Origin of the sequence: Pseudoalteromonas sp. APC 3495, assembly GCF_030407645.1 — a bacterium.
GTDB classification, from domain to species: domain Bacteria; phylum Pseudomonadota; class Gammaproteobacteria; order Enterobacterales; family Alteromonadaceae; genus Pseudoalteromonas; species Pseudoalteromonas tetraodonis.
The window spans coordinates 1-26,983 of the sequence record NZ_JASDDA010000032.1; the positions used below are offsets into that span (position 1 = coordinate 1).

At 41.1% G+C, this 26,983-nt stretch carries 27 protein-coding genes; 7 read left to right on the forward strand and 20 right to left on the reverse strand.

Features of this window, described 5'->3' with window-relative positions; genetic code table 11:
* Nucleotides 1–73: 73 nt before the first annotated feature.
* From QL984_RS18485 to leuS, 15 genes are all read right to left on the reverse strand, one after another.
* On the reverse strand, nt 74–235 hold the full coding sequence (locus QL984_RS18485; RefSeq protein WP_356947849.1) for an NUDIX domain-containing protein: 162 nt from the start codon (nt 233–235) through the stop codon (nt 74–76).
* Between the two features lie 318 nt (nt 236–553).
* Nucleotides 554–2,263 (reverse strand): hypothetical protein, encoded by a 1,710-nt coding sequence (locus QL984_RS12945; protein WP_290172852.1) that lies wholly within the window; start codon nt 2,261–2,263, stop codon nt 554–556.
* A 52-nt stretch (nt 2,264–2,315) separates the two neighbouring features.
* Complete coding sequence (gene lipA, locus QL984_RS12950) at nt 2,316–3,305, reverse strand: lipoyl synthase (protein WP_290172853.1); 990 nt, start codon at nt 3,303–3,305, stop codon at nt 2,316–2,318.
* Nucleotides 3,302–3,955, reverse strand: a complete 654-nt coding sequence (lipB, locus tag QL984_RS12955) for a lipoyl(octanoyl) transferase LipB (protein ID WP_128583215.1) — start codon at nt 3,953–3,955, stop codon at nt 3,302–3,304. The genes lipA and lipB overlap by 4 nt, the downstream gene beginning before the upstream one ends.
* Nucleotides 3,956–3,974: 19 nt before the next feature.
* Entirely contained in the window at nt 3,975–4,253 is a 279-nt protein-coding gene (ybeD, locus tag QL984_RS12960; protein ID WP_016898950.1) for a DUF493 family protein YbeD, read from the reverse strand.
* 210 nt (nt 4,254–4,463) lie between these two features.
* A complete protein-coding gene (locus tag QL984_RS12965; protein WP_029609897.1) occupies nt 4,464–5,624 on the reverse strand; it encodes a serine hydrolase in 1,161 nt (386 codons plus the stop codon).
* A gap of 53 nt (nt 5,625–5,677) precedes the next feature.
* Nucleotides 5,678–6,439: a septal ring lytic transglycosylase RlpA family protein gene (locus QL984_RS12970; RefSeq protein ID WP_128583214.1), complete on the reverse strand. Its 762-nt coding sequence runs from the start codon at nt 6,437–6,439 to the stop codon at nt 5,678–5,680.
* Nucleotides 6,439–7,545 (reverse strand): rod shape-determining protein RodA, encoded by a 1,107-nt coding sequence (gene rodA, locus QL984_RS12975; protein WP_016898947.1) that lies wholly within the window; start codon nt 7,543–7,545, stop codon nt 6,439–6,441. The genes QL984_RS12970 and rodA overlap by 1 nt, the downstream gene beginning before the upstream one ends.
* Nucleotides 7,542–9,422, reverse strand: a complete 1,881-nt coding sequence (mrdA, locus tag QL984_RS12980; RefSeq protein ID WP_028834085.1) for a penicillin-binding protein 2 — start codon at nt 9,420–9,422, stop codon at nt 7,542–7,544. The genes rodA and mrdA overlap by 4 nt, the downstream gene beginning before the upstream one ends.
* A gap of 9 nt (nt 9,423–9,431) precedes the next feature.
* Entirely contained in the window at nt 9,432–9,902 is a 471-nt protein-coding gene (gene rlmH, locus QL984_RS12985; RefSeq protein WP_002958522.1) for a 23S rRNA (pseudouridine(1915)-N(3))-methyltransferase RlmH, read from the reverse strand.
* 37 nt (nt 9,903–9,939) lie between these two features.
* Nucleotides 9,940–10,257 carry a ribosome silencing factor gene (rsfS, locus tag QL984_RS12990; protein ID WP_013465348.1) on the reverse strand — a complete coding sequence of 106 codons (318 nt, stop codon included), beginning with the start codon at nt 10,255–10,257 and terminating at the stop codon, nt 9,940–9,942.
* Between the two features lie 62 nt (nt 10,258–10,319).
* Nucleotides 10,320–10,949: a nicotinate-nucleotide adenylyltransferase gene (nadD, locus tag QL984_RS12995; protein ID WP_128583213.1), complete on the reverse strand. Its 630-nt coding sequence runs from the start codon at nt 10,947–10,949 to the stop codon at nt 10,320–10,322.
* A 10-nt stretch (nt 10,950–10,959) separates the two neighbouring features.
* The gene (gene holA, locus QL984_RS13000) at nt 10,960–12,000 is read right to left on the reverse strand and encodes a DNA polymerase III subunit delta (protein ID WP_058154959.1); all 1,041 of its coding nucleotides are present in this window, start codon (nt 11,998–12,000) and stop codon (nt 10,960–10,962) included.
* Nucleotides 12,000–12,491: an LPS assembly lipoprotein LptE gene (gene lptE / locus QL984_RS13005; protein WP_016898943.1), complete on the reverse strand. Its 492-nt coding sequence runs from the start codon at nt 12,489–12,491 to the stop codon at nt 12,000–12,002. Before lptE ends, holA begins: the two co-directional genes overlap by 1 nt.
* 1 nt (nt 12,492) lies before the next feature.
* Nucleotides 12,493–15,081 carry a leucine--tRNA ligase gene (gene leuS / locus QL984_RS13010; protein WP_064662912.1) on the reverse strand — a complete coding sequence of 863 codons (2,589 nt, stop codon included), beginning with the start codon at nt 15,079–15,081 and terminating at the stop codon, nt 12,493–12,495.
* A 574-nt stretch (nt 15,082–15,655) separates the two neighbouring features.
* On the opposite strand from leuS, the gene QL984_RS13020 reads away from it, so the two are divergent.
* From QL984_RS13020 to QL984_RS13035, 4 genes are all read left to right on the forward strand, one after another.
* Nucleotides 15,656–16,114: a hypothetical protein gene (locus QL984_RS13020; RefSeq protein ID WP_016898941.1), complete on the forward strand. Its 459-nt coding sequence runs from the start codon at nt 15,656–15,658 to the stop codon at nt 16,112–16,114.
* A gap of 79 nt (nt 16,115–16,193) precedes the next feature.
* Complete coding sequence (locus QL984_RS13025) at nt 16,194–18,620, forward strand: AAA family ATPase (RefSeq protein ID WP_235190255.1); 2,427 nt, start codon at nt 16,194–16,196, stop codon at nt 18,618–18,620.
* Complete coding sequence (locus QL984_RS13030; RefSeq protein WP_128583211.1) at nt 18,617–19,093, forward strand: FKBP-type peptidyl-prolyl cis-trans isomerase; 477 nt, start codon at nt 18,617–18,619, stop codon at nt 19,091–19,093. Before QL984_RS13025 ends, QL984_RS13030 begins: the two co-directional genes overlap by 4 nt.
* Nucleotides 19,094–19,233: 140 nt before the next feature.
* On the forward strand, nt 19,234–19,746 hold the full coding sequence (locus tag QL984_RS13035; protein WP_036953927.1) for a hypothetical protein: 513 nt from the start codon (nt 19,234–19,236) through the stop codon (nt 19,744–19,746).
* Nucleotides 19,747–19,802: 56 nt separating this feature from the next.
* Here the strand turns inward: QL984_RS13035 and QL984_RS13040 are convergent, their stop codons facing one another.
* Nucleotides 19,803–20,327, reverse strand: a complete 525-nt coding sequence (locus tag QL984_RS13040; protein WP_036953930.1) for a CIA30 family protein — start codon at nt 20,325–20,327, stop codon at nt 19,803–19,805.
* A 186-nt stretch (nt 20,328–20,513) separates the two neighbouring features.
* Here QL984_RS13040 and QL984_RS13045 point away from each other — a divergent pair, with 186 nt between their 5' ends.
* From QL984_RS13045 to QL984_RS13055, 3 genes are read left to right on the forward strand one after another with little or no spacing between them, the layout of a single operon-like run.
* Entirely contained in the window at nt 20,514–21,524 is a 1,011-nt protein-coding gene (locus tag QL984_RS13045) for an RDD family protein (protein WP_138764488.1), read from the forward strand.
* A 25-nt stretch (nt 21,525–21,549) separates the two neighbouring features.
* Complete coding sequence (locus QL984_RS13050; protein WP_128583210.1) at nt 21,550–22,401, forward strand: alpha/beta hydrolase-fold protein; 852 nt, start codon at nt 21,550–21,552, stop codon at nt 22,399–22,401.
* 52 nt (nt 22,402–22,453) lie between these two features.
* Nucleotides 22,454–22,945, forward strand: coding sequence for a hypothetical protein (locus QL984_RS13055; protein ID WP_096038582.1), 492 nt, complete (start codon nt 22,454–22,456; stop codon nt 22,943–22,945).
* 67 nt (nt 22,946–23,012) lie between these two features.
* On the opposite strand, the gene lnt is transcribed toward QL984_RS13055, so the two are convergent.
* The 4 genes from lnt to QL984_RS13075 are packed head-to-tail and all read right to left on the reverse strand — an operon-like array spanning nt 23,013 to nt 26,972.
* A complete protein-coding gene (lnt, locus tag QL984_RS13060; RefSeq protein WP_171046544.1) occupies nt 23,013–24,563 on the reverse strand; it encodes an apolipoprotein N-acyltransferase in 1,551 nt (516 codons plus the stop codon).
* Nucleotides 24,544–25,428, reverse strand: coding sequence for a CNNM family magnesium/cobalt transport protein CorC (corC, locus tag QL984_RS13065; protein ID WP_013465334.1), 885 nt, complete (start codon nt 25,426–25,428; stop codon nt 24,544–24,546). Before corC ends, lnt begins: the two co-directional genes overlap by 20 nt.
* Before the next feature lie 22 nt (nt 25,429–25,450).
* The gene (ybeY, locus tag QL984_RS13070) at nt 25,451–25,909 is read right to left on the reverse strand and encodes an rRNA maturation RNase YbeY (RefSeq protein WP_008115159.1); all 459 of its coding nucleotides are present in this window, start codon (nt 25,907–25,909) and stop codon (nt 25,451–25,453) included.
* 4 nt (nt 25,910–25,913) lie between these two features.
* Complete coding sequence (locus QL984_RS13075) at nt 25,914–26,972, reverse strand: PhoH family protein (protein WP_008115160.1); 1,059 nt, start codon at nt 26,970–26,972, stop codon at nt 25,914–25,916.
* Nucleotides 26,973–26,983: the final 11 nt, after the last annotated feature.

Genomic DNA, 26,983 nt, shown 5'->3' on the forward strand with positions numbered 1-26,983 from the left:
CTATGATAATTTAAACGAGTCAGGTAAAGTGGCCTGACTTAAACAAACTGGTCTCCGATGAACTCGGGGCGATTCATTCTTCCATGTCGACATATCCCCCCGGCAGCGCCCAACAATCTTTGAAGGGTTCATTTTTTCTTTTTATGAGTAAAATACTATAACTCTGTGAGGATGTATCGAATAAGACAACATCTACGGTTACCGCCATATGTGGATAGTCATATGTAAAGGCCATGATAACTCCCTTTTTATTTATATTTGATTCAATGTAAATCTTAATTTCATCTGTATAGTTTGCTATAAGTTGTAGTGTTCTTAACCCCTTAATCCGTTAGTTTTGTGATATTCACCCTGAAGATTCGATATTTAGGTTTTTCATTTATTAACTAATCAATTATTTCGTTTTTTTAAGAAAAAATAATTGAACATTTGTTAATGAAATTACCTTTAATTAATCTATACCATGTTTGTTTTCTAGGAAAGAACTCATTTTTGAAAGGGTCATGAGAACTAATGAAGAAATATTAGTTATTATGCCAGTAACTATACATAATTATAGCCTATCAAAAATTGAGCTTTTAAAATCTAATGGTCTTGACCATGTATGCTTCATAGTAGTAATGGACGTTTTAGGTACGGGCCGAATATTCAACCAGATGCCTTTTTGCATTGAAAGCTGATGCAATAAATTGTTTAGTCTCTGATTAGAACAGTACTCATAGTTTTCATCATTAACTAATGCAACACTAAAGTTTTCCTTGTTACGCATCTCAAATTCAATCAGCGTATACCACCGGTTTTGGTAGTGAATATCTGCAATAGTTACTTGTCGTCTGCATCGGGTATTTGAGTCCAAGTACGACCACTGCCTTTTGTTTGCAGACTTTGTAAGTGGGATATACTCAATAGCTTCTTCTATTGGTCGCAGACGGGCTTTTACGCCCTCAACTCGAGTGAGTAGCTGGATTGCTTCTTCAAATGCTTCAAAGCTTGCTGGCAGTGCTTGACGACGTGTGCGAGTTTGGTTTGCGTGGCCTCGCCCGATCTTTGGATCACCAGAATTACTTTGTCCAGTGCCAAGGTATTTTGGTTCATCTTCTTTTGGTACATATCGTAGTGCACTTATGTAACGACATTGATCTTTTTTAGATCTATCGACCTTTTTGCCCATGATTGCGCCAAACCTGTCGGTCGGTAAGAGCACATGCTCATTAGTTTTATTTTTATTTGGCTCATTTTGACTTTGAAAAGGCTTATCGGCATTTGACGTTTTATGCTGAGGGTACGCTGGTTTTTTGTCACCATCATTGATTTTATTTTCTCCCTCAGCTTGATTGTTGTTATTGTCTCTATCAGCCGTAAGATGCTCAAATGGAAATAGCGCTGTACAGTGCGTTATACCTAATACTAAATATCGCCAGCCACTTTTTGATAATTCATCTTTAGCAGGAATGAACTTACCTCTGACTTTTAAGTTGCTTGAACCTGAGAAAGGAAACGCACTCTGGGGGTGAAGAAACTTAGTATTCAAAGAGTGTTTCATTATGGTGTCGTGTGGCAGCGTAAAGCCTAACCAAGCCTCTTTACATATGAGTGCTCTACCTATTATCCAACCATCTTCGTCCGAAAGGTATTGTCTTAGATGCAGTATGCAGCGTTTTTCGCCTTCATCAAAGCCACATTTTTTAGTATTAATTACATTTTGAGGTTGATGTTTTAAATCGCCAGAAAAAACGATATGTGACGTATCTGTTGAAACAGCGTAATAGAAGCGGATTAATTCCATCACAGGAATGAGTATTCCATAGGGGTCTTTATCATGTTCGATGGCCATAAGGTTAGCCATAAAACCTTTTCCCATACGATAGGCTTCGTAGGGTACGAGGTTTTTCTCTTTGATTTTGTGATTACCAGAGATGTACTTAGTTGTATGTTCGTTGATATGAATATGTAAAAGCTTCGTTTGACCTGCCTTTGCAGCTTGGCATTGACCATTTAACCAAATTGAACCTATAGATATAAATGGAAGCTGTCCAACACCAATTCTTATAACTGTCTGCTCATCATAATTTGTAACATGAGTGGAGGCTAGGTGTTTGGCTGTGGAGTGTATGCTTTCATTTTGAATGAGAGGGCTTATTACGATTTGTAAGAAAGGCTCAGAGGGCACGTTTGGGTTGCGTTCAATAGCGCCAAACCAATCGACCCTCCAATAACGATCGTCACAAGGAAATTCACTAATTTTAGGTATTCCGTGTGACATCTTTACTCTTCCTTGCAGTACAAAATATCGTTGTAGTACAAAGTATCATTGTTTAGTTGCTAGAAGGATTGAAATTCACATTTACTTCTTTACCCGCTGCTTGTTGATCGGCGTGATAGCTTGAGCGTACAAACGGGCCAGAAGCCGCGTGTGTAAAGCCAATTTCATCAGCATACTCTTTTAGTGCATCAAACTCAGCAGGCGGCACGTAGCGTTTTACTGGTAAGTGATGCTTAGAGGGTTGTAGGTATTGGCCTACGGTTAGCATATCAACGTTATGCTCACGTAAATCACGCAGTACTTCTTCAATTTCGCTAATTTCTTCACCTAAACCAACCATTAACCCCGATTTAGTTTTAACCTCAGGGTGTGCTTCTTTAAAGCGGCGTAATAATTCAAGTGACCACTTGTAATCAGCACCTGGACGCGCCAATTTGTACAAACGTGGTGCTGTTTCTAGGTTGTGGTTAAATACATCTGGCGGCGTTTCAATTAATATTTCCAACGCTCTGTCCATACGACCACGAAAATCAGGGACTAATATCTCAATGGTGATTTCTGGATTATGTTTGCGAATTTCACGGATACAATCGGCAAAGTGCTGAGCGCCACCGTCACGTAAATCATCACGGTCTACCGAAGTGATCACTACGTAGCTTAGCTTCATGTCTTTAATGGTCAGTGCAAGCTTTTCAGGCTCTGCTGCATCGGGCTTTAATGGACGGCCATGTGCAACATCACAGAATGGGCAACGACGTGTACAAATAGCCCCTAAAATCATAAAGGTCGCCGTACCGTGGTTAAAACATTCTGATAAGTTAGGGCACGAGGCTTCTTCACATACAGAGTGAAGGCCATGCTTACGCATTGCTTGTTTTATGCCGTCAATCCGCTCGGTTGACTTAGGTAAGCGGATTTTAAGCCACTCTGGCTTACGGAGCATTTCGGTTTTTTCTGTTGGTAAAACTTTAACGGGGATCAACGCCATTTTTTCTGCGTCGCGTAGTTTTACACCTGGTTCCATTTTGACTGGTTTATTCATTCGTTTTCAAACCCTTCAGTATGCTTAACCTGTGTTGCATTAAGCTTTTTGATCATGTGTTTTACCAGCCCTTGACCTGCAGATTCAAGGTTTTGAGGGCCATTTAATTCTTTAGTTTGCACCATATTCATGCCCGCATAACCACAAGGGTTAATGCGTAAAAATGGACTTAGGTCCATGTTAACATTTAATGCTAAACCATGAAATGAGCAGCCACGACGAACTCTTAGGCCTAAAGAGGCAATTTTGCTGTCGTTCACATAAACACCGGGTGCATCGGCTTTTGCGTATGCATCAATACCGTACTCAGCAAGGGATTCAATAATACATTCCTCAAGCCATGTTACTAGCTCTCGTACGCCAATCTTTAAACGACGTAAGTTAAATAATACATACATCATTTGCTGACCTGGGCCGTGGTAAGTTACTTGTCCGCCACGGTCCACTTTGATCACTTCAATGTCACCTGGGGCGAGCAAGTGCTCATCTTTACCGGCTTGGCCTTGGGTAAATACACTTTCGTGCTCTACCAGCCAAATTTCATCTGGGGTATTTTCATCACGGGTGTCGGTAAAGTCTTGCATTTTTTGCCAAATCGGCATGTAACGCTGACGACCCAGTTGGCGTACGATTAGGGTGTTTTCGCTCACAACAAATCTCAACTATGGATTAAAGCATATGGCGTACGTCATCGATGTTGCTGATCACGTTGTAAATTTCTTCAATGTGTTTGCCGCTTGTTACAGTAGCTACTAGCGTTACAGACTCGTAATTACCTTTACTGCTTGGTTTTACTTTTGGCGCATAATCACCTGGAGCAATAGGTTGTAATTTAGCTAAAATTTGATCAGTTAAGTTTACATTAGCTAGACCCATAATTTTAAATGTAAATGGGCAAGGGTACTCTAAGTACTCATCAAATTTAGTGTCTTTAACAGGTTCAACCACGACGGGAACTCCTCAAACAAAAAGTGTTGGCTTTGCTAAAACGCGAAGCTTAAAACTGACAGGCTAATGGCAATCTTGAAATGATGCTATTGTTGACCCAAGCCAATGATAGTCATTCAATACGATTGGTATATATGGGGCGCATTCTAGCACTTTTCAAGCAAAAAAAAACGCCTCACAGTGGAGGCGTTCATATTACTTTACTCGCAATTACATAATCTGTAAGCGTAAGTAGTCATATATTTTACTAAAGAAGCTACCTTCTTGTATTTCTTCAAGTGTAACTAGCGGATATTGTGCAATATCTTCGCCTTCAAGCTGTAAAAATAAAGTACCTACTTTTGTGCCTTTAGCTAAAGGTGCCTCAAGGGTATCGTCTAGCTCAAAGTTTGCTTTAAGGTTTTTATGCTGACCACGAGGAATAGTAATAGGTGTATCTTCTAAAATTCCTAAAGAAACATTCTCTTTATTGCCCATCCAAACACGTTGCTCAGCAAAGCTGTCGCCGGCTTTATACGGGGTAATTGTTTCAAAAAAGCGAAAACCGTAGTTTAGTAGTTTTTTACTTTCTACTTTACGCGCGCGCTCACTTGAGGTGCCCATTACAACGGCAATTAAACGCATGTCGTTTTTTGTTGCAGAGGTGACTAAGCTGTAACCGGCATCAGATGTGTGACCCGTTTTAATACCATCTACATCTAGGCTTTCATCCCACAACAAAGAGTTGCGGTTATATTGCTTTATGCCATTGAAGGTAAAAGACTTTTGTTTATATAGAGCGTATTCATCAGGCACATCTCTGATAAGTGCAGCCCCTAATGTTGCCATGTCGCGTGGCGTTGTATAATGCGCATCAGTATCAAGGCCATGGCTATTAACAAAATGCGTATTAGTCATGCCTATTTTTTCGGCATGAGCATTCATTAAATCTGCAAACGCGCTTTCGCTACCAGCAATATGCTCTGCCATAGCAACACATGCATCATTTCCTGATTGAATAATAATGCCATGGTTAAGATCATCGACACTAACTTGTTTACCGACTTCAATAAACATTTTTGATGATTCAGGGAAGTTTTTTGCCCACGCTTTTTCACTAACAGTAACCATATCGGTGGGCGCAATATTACCAGCATTAATTTCCGTACCAATTACATAACTGGTCATCATTTTAGTTAAGCTGGCCGGTGCGAGTTTGGTATCAGCCTCGCCTTGTGCAATGACTTTACCTGTGGTGAAGTCCACTAAAAAGTAACCTTTTGCATTAACTTGAGGAGGCGCTGGAATAATTTGGGCGGTGGCTGAAAATACGGCGGCAGAACAGACTAAGCCGCAAACACCAGTAAGAATTTTATGTTTAATAGATTTCATCATACTCATTAATGGTTAAAGTTAAAAATATGCGTATTCCCATTCTAAAGGGCTTACTGAGTGTAAAGCAAGAACGCGTTTTGAAATTGATTTTGTTTTAATGTTTCTAGTACTTGTTGCGCATGTTGGGCATCTTTTATTGGCCCTAAGTGCAATCTATAAATAGCGTCTTTTTCAACGATATTTGTCGGTAACTTATACTGTTCTCGCAGTGTACTTGCTAACGCTTCTATGTTGGCTAAGGTACTGCCCGCGGCAACTTGAACGTAGGTTTTTCGTGCATGGGTATCGGCTAGAGTAATGGCTTCTAGCTTAACCTCTGCTGTACCATACTTATGGTATCCAAGTTTGTATGCAGCGGCATAAGAAAGGTCAATAATTCTATTATCATGAAAGGGGCCACGGTCATTAACACGAACAATAATTGATTTGCCATTAGCCGTATTTGTTACCCGCACAAAACTAGGTAAAGGCAACGTTTTATGGGCTGCGGTCATCGCGAACATGTCGTAAATTTCGCCATTAGAGGTGTGATACCCATGAAATTTACGGCCATACCACGAAGCAATGCCCGTTTCTGAATAGCCGGTTTCATCGAGCATTGGGGTATAACGTTCGCCAAGCACTTCGTAGGGGCGCGTGGTACTCGCACTTTTAATAACTTGAGTAACAATGGCATCTTGCATTTCTAATTCGGTCGGTGCACGAAGCGGCGCCGCATCATGGCGCATGCTGTAACGACTATTTGAACTGCTGCATGCACTTAAAAAGAGGCTAACGAGAATAATAATTATAAGTTGTGTGTAAAGGCGCATTATTTTAAGAGCATCCTTTTATCTGTGGCAATCGACATAATAATGCCAAATGCAGCCATCAGGGTCACCATCGAGGTACCGCCATAACTAATTAATGGCAACGGTACACCTACAACAGGCAACAAACCCGATACCATGCCAATATTTACAAAAATATAAACAAAAAATGTGAGCGTGAGTGAGCCGGCTAATAGTTTACCAAACGCATCTTGTGCGTTAACCGCAATATACAGTCCACGGCCAATAATAAATAAATATAAACTAAGTAAAACACACACACCAAATAAGCCAAACTCTTCACTCAGTACTGAAAAAATAAAGTCAGTATGTCGTTCAGGTAAAAATTCTAGCTGTGATTGCGTGCCTTGCAGCCAGCCTTTTCCTTCGATACCGCCTGAACCAATGGCAATTTTTGATTGAATAATATGATAGCCAGAACCCAGCGGATCGCTCTCAGGATCTAAAAAGGTCAGTACTCTTTGCTTTTGATAATCGTGCATACCGTAGTGCCAAAATGGCCATGCTGCCAAAGCAACAACCGAGCTTAAAAAGCCGATTAAACGCCAGCTCAAGCCTGATAAAAACAACACAAATACACCGGAACTGGCAATCAAAATTGAGGTGCCCAAATCAGGTTGCTCTTTAATTAGTAGGGTAGGCAGCATAACAATGGCAAAGCCAATGACTAAATGTAACGGACGCGGTGGCAAATGGTGGCGGCCAATATACCAAGCAACCATCATCGGAACCGCTAGTTTCATTAGCTCTGAGGGTTGAAAGCGAGTAATGCCTAAATCTAACCAGCGTTGAGCTCCCTTAGAACTTACACCAAATAGCAGTACCCCAACCAGCATGAGTAATCCTAGGCAATACATGGGAATAACTAAACGTTTTAAAGTCGCTGGTGGAATTTGAGCAAGTACAAACATACCTATAATGGCGCCAGCCATTCGCGTAATATGGCGAACCATCATGGCAGCGTCTTGCCCTGAGGCGCTGTATACAATGGTGATACTACCGGCCATCATCAGCAATAACGCAATAAAAAGTGGCAAATCAATATGCAGTCGCAGCCAAATAGAGCGCTTATCATGTAAAGCTGTCATGGTGCTTTGTCCCCTGAAGATTGGATTGGGTTAGCTGCAAAATAGTAATCCATTAATTGGCGTGCAATGGGCGCACCTACTGAGCTTCCCCCACCGGTATTTTCTACCACAATAGAGACAACAATTTGTGGGTTATTAAACGGGGCAAAACCTATATAAATGGCGTTGTCGCGTTGGCGCTCTTTGAGTGCATCGGCGTCGTAACGCTCGCCCTGAGCAATACTCACCACTTGGGCAGTACCGGTTTTACCTGCAGGGTCATAAGTAGCCCCTTTAAATGCACGATGGGCAGTTCCGGTAGTTTTTTTAACGGTGTTATGCATGGCATCAATCGCGATGCGCCAGTTATCTTCGTTATTAAGTACAACCGGTGGTTTTTCTTCATTATTGAGCTGAGTAATTTGATCTTCTTTTTTAGCAACTTGCACTAAATGAGGAGGGTGATTTATCCCTCTGTTAACTAAAATATTAGTGGCATTCGCTATTTGAATGGGGGTGGCAGTCCAATAACCTTGGCCAATTCCTACAGAAATAGTATCTCCAGGCCACCAAGACTCTTTAAAACGGGCTTCTTTCCACTCTTTTGAGGGTAAAATAGCGGTTGTTTCTTCATGAATATCAATACCGGATAATTCACCAAAGCCAAAGCGAGCCATAAAGTTACTTATTTTTGTGATCCCCATTCGATAGGCTGCGTCATAAAAGTAGGTATCGCATGACTCTTCTATTGCTTTATAAACATCCACATGGCCATGGCCCCAACGTCGCCAATCACGCCATCTATGCTCTACGTTGGGAATTTGAAAAAAGCCGGGATCCCACATACTGGTGGTTTCTTGCACTATATTTTCTTCTAATGCCAAAATAGCCATGTGTGGTTTAACAGTAGATGCTGGTGCGTAGCGACCTTGAGTCGTGCGATTGATCAGTGGACGATCAGGGTTGAGTAAGGCTTTGTAGTCTTTACTGCTAATACCGTGCACAAATAAATTGGGATCATAACTTGGGTTTGAATACAGCGCTAAAACGCCGCCATCTTTTGCATCCATTACCACAATAGCGCCGCGCATATCTTTAAGTGCATGTTGGGCTATTTGTTGTAAACCAATATCGAGAGTAAGTACTAAGTCGTCACCCGCTTGCGGTGGATCCATACTTAAAGTGCGGATAATTCGGCCGCGGTTATTAACTTCAACTCGTTGTGAGCCAACTTGACCATGTAATAACGGCTCGTAGTACTTTTCGATACCCAGCTTACCAATATCATGCGTGGCTCGGTAGTTTGTGGCTTCATCTTGTTGTTCAAGCTTGTTTAACTCTTTTCTATTGAGCTTTGCGACATAGCCTAATGCATGGGTTAAAGTATCGCCAAAGGGGTAATATCTCGCTAGACGCGCCTCAATACTAAAGCCTGGGAACTTATGTTGGTTTACTGAAAACATCGCTACTTCGTTTTCATTTAAACGGGCTTTGAGGACTTGACTTTTAAAACGTCGAGTATGTTTTATATCATCAAGAAAATCAGCTTGTTGTTGCTCGGTTATTTCAATGATTTTGCTGATAGACTTCAAAGAGGCGGTTAAATCATCAACTTCTTCGGGGATCACCTCAAGGTTATAAACGGGCTTATTTTCGGCCAGTAAAACACCGTTTCGGTCGTAAATTAAACCGCGATTGGGGGCTATAGGTATAACTTTTATACGGTTATCATTAGAACGAGTTTGATAATCTTGATGATCATCTACCTGGATTTTATACAAGTTAGACAGCAATATTGCTACAAGGACTAATATAAAAATAAAACCCACGAATGCACGCCGAGCAAATAAATTAGCTTCTGCTGAGTGGTCGCGAATTGTGGGTCTTCGTTTTAGCATAGCAAGAAACTACTCGCGATGATAAGGATGGTTGTTATTTAAGCTCCAGCCTCTGTAGAGGCTTTCAGCAACAATAATGCGTACTAAAGGGTGTGGGAGCGTTAAATTTGATAACGACCATTTTTGCTCAGAGGCAGCAATACACTCTGGGGCTAAGCCTTCAGGTCCGCCAATTAATAAACTGACATCGCGACCATCTAGTTGCCACTTTTCCATGTTTTTTGCTAGTTGATGAGTATCCAGTGCTTTACCGGTTACTTCTAGTGTGACAATACGATTGCCTTTAGGTATGGCGGCTAAGGTTTTTTCACCTTCAATGTGCAAAATACGCTTTATATCGGCATTTTTTCCACGTTTACCAGCAGGGATCTCAATGAGTTCCAATGCCATATCTTTGGGAAAGCGGCGTTGATACTCTGCAAAACCTGTCTCTACCCATGCTGGCATTTTTGTACCAACAGCAATCATTTGTATTTTCACGACGTTACTTCCAAGCGTTGTCTAAAATAGGGAGCAATTAGCCCCAAAGCTTTTCTAGATCGTAATAGCTACGTGCTTGATCTTGCATAACGTGAACAATCACATCACCTAAATCAACGAGTGCCCATTCACCATCGCTTTGGCCTTCATACCCTAATGGCTCTTCACCAGCGTGGCGAGCTTCTTTTGCTAAGTTATCAGCAATTGACAATACATGACGTCTTGATGTGCCTGAACATACAATCATGTAATCGGTTACGTCTGAGCTGCCAGTTACGTCAAGTTGAATCACATCACGTGCTTTCATATCGTCAATTTTGTCTAGTGCAAAAGCGAGTAGTTGTTTCGAATCCAAGGTTTTGTCTCAATTTAAAATTTAATAGCGGTTATTTTAACACGCTGAGGGGTTTATACCAATCACTCTTGATAAAGCTGGTGCTGCTTAATATAGTGACTCACGGCGTCGGGTAATAGTTCACTCTTTTTAGTACTTTTTTTAAGGGCTTGACGGATCTCGCTGGATGCGGCGTCCAGCTGTTCTCCCTCTAAAAAGTAAAGGTGTCCGGCATTTGTTTTGTTGAGCAGAGAAAAATCGTTGGTCACAGCTTGCTGTTTATAGTCTTTAAGTTCCCCCAGTACATGGCAGCTTTGACCTGGGCGTTGATATACCACTATATGGCAAAGGCGAGTTATTGTTTGCCATTGATACCATTTATCGAAATTGTTGAATGAGTCCATGCCAATTAAAAATAAAATAGGGGTATCGGGGTTTTCTGCTCTTAGCTCTTGCAAACTTAATAAAGAATACGACGGGCCGCTGCGTTGCAGTTCTCGTAAATCAAGCTTGAACTGCGCATAAGGTGTAATTGCGGCTTTAAGCATTGCTATACGATGCTCGGTGCTGATCCCCGGTGCCGCTTTGTGCGCGGGTATTGCACAGGGCATAAAATAGAGTGAGTGTAATTTAAAGGTCGCAACGCATTGCTGCGCCATATTAAGGTGTCCCAAATGAACGGGATCAAAAGTACCACCAAAAATTGCAATCATGTATTTCCCTTTACTGACGGTTACTATGGCAGGGAAGTGGAATATCGAGCGGTTGGCAGAACTTAATGCAAATATGCGCCAATGCTTGGTAAGGGGCAATCAATGCGCCTTGCTTGTAACTTGCATCAAACAATGCCAGTTCACTGCTAATATTCTCTAGGGTATGAATGTTTAGCCTGTTAATGGCTGTTTGTACTGGTGCTTGTTGATTTTTCCAAATCGCTTTTTGTTTAAATAAGGTTGCTAATGACTCACCTTGCAATAATCCCTGCTGCACACTCAATAATGTATTAAGGTCTTTATTGATGGCCCATAAGATACTCACAACCTCAGTGTTATCACTGGCAAGTTTGTTAAGTACTTTTATAGCCTGAGCGGTGTGGCCGTTTAAAAGCGCATCACTTAAATCAAAAATATCAAACTTAGCTTGGTTTAGTAGTCCTTGCATCACCAGTTGTTGCGTGATCAGAGCGTCACCGTGTATTAATGCTAGTTTTTCAAGCTCTTGGTAACACGCAAGTAAGTTGCCTTCAGTGGCATTAATTAAACTGAGTTTGGCCTCGTTTTGAATATTTAGTGACAAACGTTGGCACTGCTCATCAAACCAACGCTTTAAGTGATTTCCGCTAAGTGGGTAACAGGGTACAAATAACCCATGCTTATCAAGTGCTTTAAACCACGCGCCGCGCTGAACATCTTGACTGGCCTTAGCGCCTTTTACGATTAAGATCGTATCAGGGTTTTCAAGCTCTACTATTTTTTTAAAGGTGTTTGCGCCGGGTGTCCCCGGTTTTTGCTGGTTTAAATCAAGCTCAATAATAGTGCGCGCGCTAAACAACGACATACTTTGGTATTGCGCGATTATTTCTTGCCAATCAAAGCCCTGAGCTAAAGTGAATTTAATTACTTCATCAAATCCTTGTGCCTTTGCCGTGTCGCGAATGAGCTGTACACATTGCGCTTCTTGAAAAGGCTCTTCGCCAAAAACCAAATAAAAAGGTTTTAAGCCTTTTTTTAATTCACTCGATAGCTGATTTGCATAACAACGCATTATAGTTGCGACAACTCTCTAACAATACGACGACTCGCTTGTTGGCGAATTTCGCTAATTAGCAGCTCAAGCTCTTTTGCTTTTGCTAGTGCATTATCTGGATCGTCTTGGTAGTTACGGTATAACTCAAAGCGTTTTTCGATGGCTTTTTGTTTCGGGCGTTTTACTACATAACTTACGCTGTATGCCAGTTCGTACTCAGCTACTTGTCCATTTTGGAACAACGATAAGGTTTGACGCTCTAGTTGTTCTTTAAATAAATAAAGCTGCGCTGATTGTTTACTTGCAGGCACTAAAGTGACATCGCTCATAGCCAGTTCGCTTTGCAAATAGCTAAATAAAGCAGATTTTTGATCATCCCCCACAAGCGTTAGCTGTTTTAAATCATCGGGTAGGCTAGAGGCTTTTTTAAGATGAAAGCCACAGCTCGATAACAAAAAACAGACTAGCACTAAGGCTAGTCCGTTTTTAATGGCGTTTAAAGCAGCCATATTAGTTAGCTACCACGTTAAGTAATTTACCTGGTACATAAATAACTTTTCGTATCGTTGCACCATCAGTAAATTTAGTCACGTTAGACTCGGCAAATGCCAAAGCTTCTACTTGCTCTTGCGTAGCATCAGCTGCCACTGTTAGTTTTGCACGCAGCTTACCATTTACTTGTACGATGATTAGTTTTTCATCTTCAACAAGAGCAGATTCGTCAACTTTTGGCCATGCCGCATCTAAAATATCACCTTCTTTACCTAGGTCTTGCCATAATTGATGCGATAAATGCGGTGTAATAGGTGCCAGCATAATTATTAATGCTTCCAGTGCCTCGTTAGCAATGGCAACATCTTGTGTGTCACTTAATGGCGCTTTTAATAGCTTGTTAGAAAGCTCCATAATTGCGGCAATAGCGGTGTTAAAGGTTTGACGACGTTCTACATCATCGCTCACTTTTGCGATTGCTTTGTGTAGCTCACGACGTAGTACTTTTTGTGGGTTAGTAAGCGCCGATTTATCAAGTGCTTGGTAACCTACTGTTTTAACATCTACTGCGTATTTCCACACACGCTTTAAGAAACGGTGTGCGCCTTCAACGCCTGAATCTGACCATTCAAGTGTTTGCTCTGGTGGTGCAGTAAACATCATAAATAAACGTACTGTATCTGCACCGTATTGGGCAATAACTTCTTGTGGGTCTATACCGTTGTTTTTCGACTTAGACATTTTGCTCATGCCTGATGAGAATACCGGTTCACCATCATCTTTATGCCATGCTTTAGTTACGCGACCTTTGTCGTCGGTTTCGGTGTTTACATCACTTGGCGAAATCCAAATGTCGCCACCTTTTTCATCTTTACGATAAAATGTTTCAGCAAGTACCATACCTTGACAAAGTAAGCGGTCGAATGGTTCATCTGAATTAACTAAACCAAAGTCACGTAATAATTTGTGGAAAAAGCGCGAATATAATAAGTGCAATATAGCGTGCTCAATACCACCGATGTATTGGTTTACTGGTAACCAGTAGTTAGCGGCTGCAGGGTCTAACATGCCTTCGTCATGACGTGGGCTACAGTAGCGAGCGTAATACCACGATGATTCCATAAAGGTGTCAAAAGTATCTGTTTCGTGAGTAGCGGGTACACCGTTTACAGTTGTTTTAGCCCAATTCGGATCGGCTTTAATTGGCGATGTAACACCATTCATTACCACATCTTCTGGTAAACGCACAGGGAGCATATCTTCAGTGGCAGCAAGCTCGTTACCGTTTTCATCGCTCAACATTGGGATTGGAGAGCCCCAGTAACGTTGGCGACTTACGCCCCAATCGCGAAGACGGAAGTTTACTTTACGCTCACCTACACCTAATGCTTCTAGTTTGTCGGCAACAGCGTTAAAGGCGTGTTCAAAATCAAGGCCATCAAATTCACCGGAGTTAACCAGTACGCCTTTTTCGGTGAATGCTTCTTTGCTTAGGTTTACTTCAAGCTCAGAACCTTCAGCAGGGGCAATAACTTGTTTAATATCGAGGCCGTAAGCGGTGGCAAATTCAAAGTCACGTTGGTCGTGCGCTGGTACTGCCATTACCGCGCCTGAGCCGTAATGCATCAATACAAAGTTTGCAACCCAAATAGGCACTTGCTCGCCCGTTAATGGATGCGTGGCGTAAAAGCCCGTTGCAATGCCTTTTTTCTCCATGGTTGCCATATCCGCCTCAGCAACTTTAGTGTTTTTACACTCTTCAACAAACATCGCAATCGCGTCGTTGTTTTTAGCCGCTTCTTGCGCGATTGGGTGGCCACCGGCAACGGCTAGGTATGTCACGCCCATAAATGTATCTGGACGAGTGGTGTATACACTAAATTTTTCGTTATTGTCGGTACGCGTAAACTCGATATCTAATCCTTCAGAGCGACCAATCCAGTTGCGCTGCATAGTTTTAACTTGCTCAGGCCAATCTTCTAGTTTGTCTAAGTCGTCTAATAGCTCTTGAGCATAGTCGGTAATTTTAATAAACCACTGTGGAATTTCTTTTTGTTCTACTACTGCGCCTGAACGCCAACCACGACCATCAATTACTTGTTCGTTAGCTAATACTGTTTGATCCACAGGATCCCAGTTAACCGTTGACATTTTTTTGTACACTAGGCCTTTTTCGTAAAGCTTAGTGAAGAACCATTGTTCCCATTTATAATATTCTGGGTGACACGTCGCAATTTCGCGATCCCAGTCGTAGCCAAACCCTAATTGCTTAAGCTGGTTACGCATGTAATCAATATTTTCGTAAGTCCACTTTGCAGGGGCTGTTTTATTTTTAATAGCCGCGTTTTCTGCAGGTAAACCAAACGCATCCCAACCCATAGGTTGCATTACGTTTTTGCCTTGCAAGCGCTGAAAGCGAGAAACCACGTCACCAATGGTGTAGTTACGCACATGACCCATATGCAGTCGACCACTTGGGTAAGGAAACATTGAGAGGCAGTAGTACTTTTCTTTGCTCTCGTCTTCTGTGACTTTAAATACTTGGTTTTCTTCCCAGTAGCGTTGGACTTTTGACTCTATGTCTTGTGGGTTATATTGCTCTTGCATTTACGTTTCCAAACTTCTTGCATACTAATAAAAAATTGTCGATAGGATACCCCAAATAAAGCGTTATTCACAGCGCCAAAGCGGCGCTTTTTATAAATTTGCCGCTAAATTAGTTTTCAGTGCAGGTTAACCTATACTTATCTATGTTAGGAGTCAGTTTTAACTTAGCGTTTGTTAATCTTTTTAGTTAAGTTTACACGCAAGTATTTGAGGTTTAAGCTAGGGTCTGTTGATCTTTGTGGATTTCAATTTGTTCAAACTAGGGGCGATTTAATCGCGACGCGAGGTTTGTAACCTAGTGGGCTAAGTAAAAACCGAGCAACAAAGAGTAAATCACCCCTAGGCAGAACCCTTCGGGCAGCGCCTGTTTGGCATTGATGCTGCGTTATCGCCTATTTATGGGGAATAACCACACCACATAGGCTCTGCCTTGCCTAAATACCAAACAGACTGCTGCAAATTTAACCTTGAAAGGTCAACAGACCCTAAACAAAGCCTGTATGGTGTTGTTTTTATCAACAGCTAATAGCGCCGTATAAATATCAGTCCCCTCACAATTTTGAAGGAGTAAAAAATGGCAGATTACAGAGCATGGCTAAGCGATTTAACCGATTGGTTAAAAGATGTAAAAGAGCATGAAGTTAAAGCAGCAGTAAAGCGATTTATTGAATCCGAGCAGGCACTTAAAGATTTAGGTGAAGAAAAATATTATCTTTATCGTAATTACCTAATGCGTGACATTTCTCATCTACAAGAAAATAACAACTACTATAATTCGCTTGCATGGCAGGAGCTTAAAGAGTCATTGTGGTTTGAGCTTTCTCATATTGAAGACAAAACACAGCTTGAATGGCAGTCATTAAGTGAAGATTTTAAGCATAATGGTGTTTATCACGCAGGTGAATGGATAGCCATGGGCACATTAGTATGTAAGAATTGCAACCATAGTTACGATGTTTATCATGCAACGCAAATTATTCCGTGTACACAGTGTGATGGCATCTATTTTAGCCGCCAGGCTTTACAACCTTAAATATGAATATTGAGTGGCTTATATAGCCACTCAATACGTCCAAAACCTAGCGAATATGCTGGTAAAAAAAGAAGTTAGAATGACGAAAAAATTGCTGCCACTACCCGTATCAAATCTTGCACCGAGTATTTCATCGAGCCATGTAAACACTTGCATGAGTAATCCATACCCTGAGCAACTTACCTTTATAGGCCAACAACGTGCGCAAAGTGCATTGGACTTTTCTTTAGGAATGGACCTACCGGGTTACAATGTTTACGTGATGGGAGAGGCGGCACACGGGCGTTTTACTTTAGTAAAAGACAAATTAAAACAACACGCTAAAGAGCGCACAACACCGCATGAATGGTTATATGTTAATAACTACGACGATCACCGTGAGCCTATTGCGTTATTTATGCATGCAGGGCAAAGCAAACAACTAGCCGATGATATTGACTCATTTATTGATGAAGTACTCGACACTTTTCCTGCTGCATTTGATAACCCAGCCTATCAGCGCAAGAAAAAATCGATAGATCGTGAATTTAACGATGCTTACGACGGCGCAATTACCGCAGTAGAAATAGCAGCACTTGAACAAAGTGTGGCACTAATTGAAGAAAAAGGTGTAGTCGGCTTTGCACCGCTGATTGATGGTAAACAACTTACCGATAATGAGTTTTCTGATCTTGAAGATGACTTACGCGAGATGTTTTTTGAGCGTATAGAAAAATTAGAAGATGCCCTCATTGAGGCGCTTATTGAGTTACCGCGCTGGAAACGCGAGTCGAAAGAAAAGCTCCGCAACCTTAAAAAGTCTACTGCTGAGCAAGCCACTAAACCGTTATTAAAAGATTTAGAACATAAATATGCCAGCCATATTGGTGTACTGCGTTATTTAAAAGATATACGTGTAGAAATTATTGATGCCGTCCTTGAATGGCTTGATGATGAAGGTGAAAGCGAAGAAAACAAAGAAGACTTTGATCGTAAAGGCATGCTTACCGACTTTTTTGCGCCTAATATTTTGGTCGAATATAAAGAAGGCGATGCGGCACCGGTTGTTTACGAGCCGAACCCCACTTTTGGTAATATTTTTGGCAAAATTGAATATGCCACATCGCAAGGGTCGTTAATTACCAGCTATCGATCAATTCAACCAGGTGCATTGCACCGCGCGAATGGCGGCTATTTAATTATGGATGCTGAAAAAGTAATGGCTCAACCCCAAGTGTGGGATGGGCTAAAGCTGTCGCTAAAAACGCATCAAATAAAAAATGACTTGCCTTATCAAGACAGTGTAGTTGGCAGTAGCTTTACGCTTCGCCCGCAGTTAATACCGCTTGATGTGAAAATTATTTTACTCGGCTCACGTGAACTTTATTACACCATCGGTGAATACGACGAAGAATTTGCCGAGTTATTTAGAGTACTTGCCGATTTTGATTATTACTTACCAAGCAGCGATAAGCTGCAGTATCAGTTTATTACTAAAGTCAGTGATTACTGCGAGCAAACATTAAAGTGCACGTTAAACGAATCAGCAATGGTGCGATTGCTTAAGTTTAGTTATCGCCAAGCTGAGCACCATAATAAACTCTCAGCCCGTTTTGCTGATGTACTAGAGCTTGTGGCTGAGGCTAGTTTTTACGCTAAGCAAGATAAGCTGACGGTGATTGATGCTCGCCATATTGACGAAGCGATTGAAGGCAAACAATACCGTACAGGGCAAATTAGTGAAAATATGCTCAGCGATATAAAAGAAGGCCACACCTTAATTGCGACCGACGGGCAAGCCGTAGGTAAAGTAAACGGTTTAACGGTACTGCACATTGGTGATACTTCGTTTGGTACACCTGCACGCATTACCGCCACTGTTTATGCGGGTGCTGATGGCGTTATTGATGTGGAACGCGAAGCTGAGCTGGGTAAAGCAATTCACTCAAAAGGGGTAATGTTGCTTACCGGTTATTTAGGTAACAAATATGCGCAACACTTTAGCTTAACACTCAGTGCGAATATAGCCATTGAACAAAGCTATGGCTACATAGATGGTGATAGCGCCTCATTAGCTGAACTTTGTGCGCTAATATCGGCGATCACCAGTTTACCAATAAGCCAATCTATTGCACTAACCGGCTCTATTAATCAGCATGGTGATGTGCAAGCAATCGGTGGCGTAAATGAAAAAATAGAAGGCTTCTTTAAGCTATGTAAAATGCGTGGTTTAACGGGCGAGCAAGGCGTTATTATTCCAAAATCAAACCAAGTTAACTTAGTACTTGATGATGAAATACTGAATGCGGTTGAACTGGGTAAATTTAATATTTTCGCCGTTGAAACAGTTGACCAAGCGCTAAACTTACTAATGGATATTGACGCGGGTGACATGATTGATGAGCAGTACCCAGTAGATTCAGTGAATGGCATTGCATTAGCACGATTAAAAGATATTGCTGATATTGTTAACGGCGATAACAGCGACGATAAAGACGACTCAGAAGATGAAAAAGGGGAGTTATGATCAATATTATTTTACTGATTGCTATCGCTATTTTTTGCGTTTTGATTTTTAAAAACAGTAAAAAAGCCAAGCAGCAAGCAATCGCTAATGCGCAAATTGAAAGTGATTACTTAATTGCCAATGCAAAGGTAGAAGGCGTTCAAGAAACCGCGTCTGGCTTGCAATATAAAATAATCCATAAAGGGGATAGCGAAAATACACCTAGCTCAACGAGTATGGTGAAAGTGCATTATCACGGCACTTTAATCGACAGCACTGTATTTGACAGCTCAGTAGAGCGTAAAACGCCGATTAGCTTTGGCTTAAACCAAGTTATTAAAGGTTGGACCGAAGGCCTACAACTGATGAGTCCGGGCGATAAATTTCAGTTTTATATACCGCATCAGCTCGCCTATGGTGAAAAGCGAGTAGGCAGCATCCCGCCTGCATCATTGCTTATTTTTGAGGTGGAATTACTGGCTATAGAGTCGTAATTTTAAAGTAAAAAACACTTTAAGCCCTACTTTAATCAAGTCGGGCTTTTTTATTTGCTCTTATTAGCCAATCCTACTCAAGAATTTAAATCGTCAGTCGATACCTAAAATAGTGACAAATTCATTTTAGGGATAAAATAATGAAGATTTCAACCGCCTCAATCCAATATCAAGCATCTAATTACAACAACCAGCCTTTAATAGAATCAGAACAGCAACGCATTGATGATAAATCAGAGGAAGAACCTGACTATGTTTTATCAGAGTTTTTAGATGCTAAGGTTCAAAAATACAGCGAAGATAACGCAACATTTGCTGAGCAATATCAAAATTTAGAAAAGGCATATAAATATTTCACCCAGCAAGTAGTTGCATTGCAAGAACAAGTAAATAAGCTTAAGCAGGGTACGGTACAACGGAGTTTAACCATAGATAATAGCCAATATGGGCCAGCTGAAGACGATAGTCGCTTAACTATGGATGCTGAGCATATGGGAGCTAAAAAGTATAAAACCGAGCAACAACAAGAAGAGATAAATAGATTGGAGCTGCAACTTAGTGAGGTAAAGTCACAGCAGGCAGCAATAAAACAACAAATTATTGAGCTAGTAATCAACGAAATGAAAAGGCGAGGCGACGACTTTACTATTTAACCAAAGTCTAACTGTATTAGTTCAGGTTATTTAACCTTGTAATGTACGCAGAAAAGTTAGTTTTTAAACTCAATTTTTTCAACCTCAAGCCTAAATTCTCCCGCCTGTTTACCTGCAATCATAAACCCAAGCTGCCTTACATCTTTAAAGTTAATTGTAGGTTGTTGTTCAAGTAAGCGGCCGCGATAAGTAAGCTGAAAATCCTCAGGTAAAAACTCAATATTAAGCCACTCGCTCTTTGTGGTACTAAACGAGCGGGTATAAGCCGCACCATCCATGTACTCATTGGTTCTTAAACGTAATTGATAGGTTTGACCATCGCCCTTAACACGTAGCATAATTTTAGTGATGTCTTGGCTTTGTACATCCAATAGCGTTCGAATAGAAGCAAACCCGCCATTGTTTGCAAGCGATACATTGCCTGTAAACACTAAATTGTCGTTTTCATACAAAACCTGACTATTAGAAATGCCACCCATCACCGAATCATTCACTACATACCAGCGAGCATTGGCGTTTGCCTCGGTTGTGGCAAACAGTAAGTGAAAAACGAAAAGTGATGAGAGTTGTTTGGTTGTCATAAGCTCTTCCTCGTAGCTTTTATATTTAATACGATACGATAGATTAATTGTTCACTCTTTTAAGAATTAATCTATTACTAGCGGCTATTTTCAATGTGAACTCTCGTTATCCATTTTATTCGCTTGAGCAAAAATTAAAAAGCGCGTAATTTAATCGCGTTACCTATTTTAATAACAAGTATAATAATGAAAGCACAAGAATTAGAACAATTAGCGTTATCTAAAGCCGAAACTCGAGAAGTGATCACGCCATATGCCTTTGAGGTTGATAATGCTTTACTTGGCTTGCCTTTGGCTTCGCCGACTCGGCGCGCATTAGCTATGATTATTGATGTTGCATTAATATTCATAGCTGCAAAGCTCAGTGCAACTATTATTGCATTCGTTGCTGCGATGGCTTTTTACAAAGGAACGGCGCAGCAATACCTTCCTAAAATGTCGAGTGTGTGGCGAAGAATATTAAAAATAGTAGCAGCAAGTATTTTATTTGTAAGCGCTCTTGCTGTGCTTTCAATTGGCATAGATTACTTAGAAGGCGATGACCCTGTTCAAGGCTTAACTGTTAAAGGCTTAAAAATACAGGATGACATTCAGCTTACCTCCACAGAAAAAAAGCAGGTAAATGCCTACTTAGTGCAAACAGCCGACGAAAGCTGTGAGCAACTTTGCCAACAAAATGCGCTTGATAATTTGATAGGGCAAGTACCCAAATTAGCCGAAATGGACGACTTACAAAACCCACAACTTGCAAAAGCATTTTTACAATTATTAGTGTTTGGTGAAAATAATGAATTAAAGCTTGCGCAGTTAATAGAAGATAAGCCCGCACAAACAACCACGCACAGTATTTTGCAGTGGGGTAAAGGTATTATTCAAGATTTATGTTTGGGTTTTGGCTGGGCGACTGTGTACTTCACACTGTTTTCTTTATTATGGCGCGGTCAAACCCCTGGTAAAAAGCTCTGTAACACCCGAGTGGTTGCATTAAGTGGTGAACCGCTGGGTTTACTTGATTGTTTTGGCCGCTACGGTGGTTACGGCGCAGGTTTTGCCACCGGCTTGTTAGGCTTTTTACAAGTGTACTGGGACCCAAACAGACAAGCTATTCAAGATAAAATATCAGCCACGGTGGTTATTAAAGGGAGTATTAACCAAGTTGTAAATGTGCAAACGGTAGAAGAGACTGTTAAAAGTTAACTTTGCTCTTATTACAAGGATGGTTATGAAAGCTTTATTAATTGTATTTATTAATCTGTATTTTATTACGGTTTCGTATGCGTCAGAAAATATTGTGTTCGCAAAAACGCATCAGCTTACGTCTGTTATTTTAGGTGAGCAACGCAGCTTTAGCGTTTATTTACCGCCAAGCTATAATGAAAACCCTAATAAAGTATATCCAGTTATTTACTTGCTCGATGGTGACCAAACACATCTAAAAGCCGTAGCTGGGCTAGTAGAGACACTTAGTACGGACCGGCTAGAGCAGCAAATACAGCAAGCAATTATAGTAGCCATTCCTAATAGTAAAAATGCGATAAGAGAGCGTGACTTTACCCCAACCAATGTTGATCGGACATTTAACGGTAAACTCCTAGAAAGATTTGAAAATATCGGCAACGCCTTAAACTACAGCGCCTTTTTTGAAAAAGAACTTATTCCACTCATTAATAAAAATTACCAGACATCAACTAAACGCGTATTAATTGGCGAGTCTTTCGGTGGCTTATTTGCCAGCTATGTATTGCTTACCAACCATGCGCTATTTACAGATTACTTAATTATTGATGCAACCTATCTGTGGGATAATAACTACCTCAATCGTTATTTTAATGATAACCAATTTATAAATAAGCAGCTTAACGGCAATGTGTATTTTACCTTTGCAAATAATGTCGAAGCGTTTGGCGAAATTGGTAAAACAAATTACCAATGGGGTTTAGCGTTTGCTAAAAAGTTAAAAGCGCACCCGAGCGATAATTTAGTTATAAATCAACGTTATTTTGAAGATGAAACCCATGGCACAGTCGCCGCACTTAGTTGGTATTATGGGATTAAAGAATTATTAAGTAACTAGAAACCTAGTTTTATAAGAATAAAAATATTTAGATTATTTTTAAGGAAAGGCTATGAACGATGACAGCTATGATTGGGTTTTAGCTCCTCATATGATTGAAACATCATATCTATATTTGAAGGCATCAGAGCTTATGTGGAGTCATTCAATTAGTATTTCGATAGCTAATGCAGCATTAGCTTTGGAGATATTACTTAAAAGCTTTAACTGCAAAGTAGTAAGCAGTGATGGATTAATAAACGAAAAATATCAATTTAACGCTAAGGTTCTTAATAAAAAAGAAAATGCACATGATTTGGTGTATCTATTTAATGCGTTACCAACTTCAATTAAGCATAAATTTTCAAGCGACCTTTCATTGATACTGATTGAAAGATATCGACATACCTTTATTGAAAGTCGCTATATTTATGAGAAAAATGCAATTACTGGGGGAACAACTGCATTAATGGACATGACAAGTCGTCTTTTAAAGAAAACAATCTCAATTTATCTTGAAAGAGGGTGTACTGATCAATGGATAAAAAATTACCCTGATGTTTAAATCTTACTAAATTATTGGGGTTGTATTTATATACTGATAGCTGACAACCGACAGCTATCAACTCCATTCACTTGCTAAACCTAACCCCAAATCCAATCATACCCAACAACACCATTACTCCCCACACAACCATATTGCCGTATTGGCTATACACGCTATCCCCTTGTATGAGCTTTATATTGGCTTTGAGAGTAGTAGCTTCAAACTGTGGCATAGTTTGGCGTGTTTGGCTTATGGGGTCATATGCACCGCTTATGCCGTTGTTGGTAACACGTACCAATGGGCGCTGTAGTTCAAGGGCGCGCATGCGGGCAATTTGCATATGCTGGTGGGGGCCGATTGAATCACCAAACCAGGCATCGTTGCTTACGGTAAATAGTAAATCAGAGTCGCTTTTGTAGTTACCCCGCACTAAATCGGCAAAGACTATTTCATAGCAAATAGCGGGCAGTAGATTAAAGCCATTCGCGCGTAAGTTATTTTGCACTCTATCACCGCGAGAGAACGACGACATAGGCAAATCAAATAACGGCGCTATGGGGCGGAGTATGTCTTCAAAAGGAACAAATTCTCCAATAGGCAATAACTGATGCTTTTGATAGCGGTTACTATCTAAGTAACGATAGTGGCCGTGTTCATCATTTTGCTCTTTGTTACCGACCACAATAAGTGTATTAAAAATGGTTCTTGTATCGCGTTGGTAATCGACAATACCCGTTACTAGCGCGGTTTTATTAAATGAGGCGGCACTGTCTAAGCCTGCTAAATATGAATCAGCGAGGGCTTCTATTTCAGGGACTGCGGCTTCAGGCCACACAATTAAATCAGCATCCCAGTGACGGCGCGTCATATCCTGATACTTACTCATGGTGGTCCAAAACTCACTGGGGTCAAAGCGCAAGTGTTGTTTTATATTACCTTGTACAAGCAGCACAGAAAGGTCTTTATTGGAGTAATGGGGTGCCTTTGTAAAATGTGCACCTGCAAAAGCTAAAACAACCACAGCAGCGGTAATAGCAGGCACTTTATATTGTTTTTGGGTTAAGCTGTACAATGCAAAACCAATGGCAATACATAATAGCGTGAGTCCAAATTCACCAATAAAAGGAGCAAGGGCATTCAGTGGACTGTCGGTTTGTGTATAACCAAAGCTTAACCAAGGAAAACCGGTTAACAGCTTGGCTCGCAAATACTCACTAATCGCAAAACAAGGGAGTAGTAGCGCTGCAAAACTTATAGAGCCGTTTGAAAAACGAGTGGTTGCCCACAGCGCCAACGCAGGAAATAATGCAAGGTAGCTGCACAGTAATACCATTAACGAAATGGAAGCGATAAGTGGCATACCACCAAAGGTGGCAATAGATACATGCACCCAGCTAATGCCTGCACCAAACCAGCCCAGACCAAATATAAAGCCATATTTAGCCGCCGTTTTAGCGTGGTTTTTTCCGGTGAGGTTTGCAGGGATACAATAAAATAATGCGGCCAAGCTAAAAAATACAATTGGCCAAATACCAAAAGGCGCGTAGCTAAAAGTCAAAACAAGGCCCGCAACCAGTGCGAGCCATGCTTTTTTATCTTTTGCTAGTAGGGTGAGGCTAGTTAGCAGTTTCTTCACTGTCGTTATCATCAGCCTTAGGAATGGTGACTTGCAGTTGTAATATACGACGGTTATCAGAATTAGTTACTTTAAACTGAAATCCGTCTATATCAATGGTTTCGCCACGACTCGGCATATGGCCAAAGGCATGTAATACGGTACCACCAATAGTATCGGCGTCTTGCGAACTATAGCCTGATTTAAAATGCTCGTTAAAGTCATCTACAGGGGTTAGTGCTTGCACAACGTAAACATGTTTAGCTAGTTGACGAATATCTTGTTGTTCTTCTTCTTCATCGTGCTCATCTTCGATTTCGCCAACAATGATCTCAAGAATATCTTCAATGGTGACCAAACCAGATACGCCGCCGTATTCATCAATCACAATCGCCATATGGTAGCGTTGCTGACGAAATTCGTTAAGCAGGGTATCAACCCGTTTACTTTCAGGCACCACCATAGCTGGACGTAAATAGTCACGTAGCGATGGTAAATGCTCATCTTTGTTTAAAATGAGAGGTAATAAGTCTTTTGCGAGTAAAATCCCTTCTACATGGTCTTTATCTTCACACACAACCGGAAAACGAGAGTGGGTAGAGTCAACCATCATAGGTATATGCTCTTCAAGCGGGCTATCAATTTCCAAAGTGACCATTTGTGAGCGCGGTATCATAATATCTCGCACTTTAAGCTCAGACACACCAAGCACACCTTCAATCATTTCTTTGGTTTCAGGATCGATTACATCCCGCTCTTGGGCATCGGCAATCACCTCAACCAGCTCTTCTCTATTCTGGGGTTCCCCTTGCAACATGTGGGTTATACGGCCCAGCCAAGTCCTGCCAGAAGAACCCTGGCTAGATTGCGAGTTATCGTCGCTCATTACGTCTAATTGCTCCGTTTATTTAAATATCGTCCCGGTATGGGTCTGCTATGTTTAGTTCAGCAAGTAATTGCTTTTCTATACTTTCCATCTCTAACGCATCTTCACTCTTTATATGGTCAAATCCAAGTAAATGCAAGCATCCATGAATAACCATATGGGCAAAGTGGTCATGAAATGACTTTTCTTGCTCTTGCGCCTCAGCCAAAACGATGGCTGGACAAATAATTAAGTCACCCACAAGTGGGATATCAATACCCGGTGGCGCTTCAAATTCAAACGATAATACGTTGGTAGGCTTATTTTTACCACGGTAGTCATTATTGAGCTGTTGCGACTGTGCTTCATCGCTAATGACAATGGTCAGCTCAGACTCATCGCGGTATTGGCTAAGTACTTTATCGGCCCACATTGCAAACTGCTCAAGGCTGGGTAAGTTGTCAAACTCACACGCTATTTGTAAATCAAGTTCTGTTTTCACGGTATTACTCTTTAGTCGCAGGTTGCTCATGAGCGGCAAGCGCTTCTTTGGCTTGTTGTTTTTCTAATCGCTTAAGGCGCTCACGTTCGTCGTTGCGCTCATAGGCTTCAACAATACGCGCTACCACAGGGTGGCGTACTACATCATGCGATTTGAAAAAGTTAAAGCTAATTTCATCAACGCCATCTAACACTTCAATAGCATGACGAAGACCAGAGCGCGCGCCACGAGGTAAATCAACTTGGGTTATGTCGCCGGTGATCACCGCTTTAGAATTAAAGCCAATACGGGTTAAGAACATTTTCATTTGCTCTGTAGTGGTATTTTGACTTTCATCTAAAATAATAAACGCATCATTAAGTGTGCGTCCGCGCATATAAGCCAGTGGAGCAATTTCGATGATATTTTTTTCAATCAGCTTTTCAACACGCTCAAAGCCAAGCATTTCAAATAAGGCATCGTAAAGTGGGCGTAAGTAAGGGTCTATTTTTTGGCTTAAATCACCGGGTAAAAAGCCAAGTTTTTCACCCGCTTCAACCGCAGGGCGAGTGAGCAATATACGACGTATTTCTTGGCGCTCTAGTGCATCAACTGCCGCCGCAACGGCAAGATAGGTTTTACCTGTACCCGCAGGGCCAATACCAAAGGTAATGTCGTGGTGCAAAATATTAGCAACATACAAGCCTTGGTTATCGTTACGCGGTTTAATAACGCCACGACGGGTTTTAATCATCATTTCTTTGCCGTAGGCGCTACTTGAGGTATCTTGCTCAAGCGCTTTAGACTCAGTGATGGCTAAATGGACATTGTCAGGCTCAATTTCGCCAATTTCCCCACGTACAGGCTGAGTATCAATATAAAGGTTTTTTAAGATCTCTACCGCGCCGGCGCTACTGTGTAGTTTACCGGTTACTTTAAAAAAGTTATCACGATGAATAATTTCAACACCTAGACGGCGTTCAATTTGTTTGATGTTTTCGTCAAACGGGCCACATAATGAAGAAAGGCGTTTGTTGTCGGCAGGTTCTAAATAAATCTCTAATGTTTTTAACTGATTACTCAAAATTACTTCCT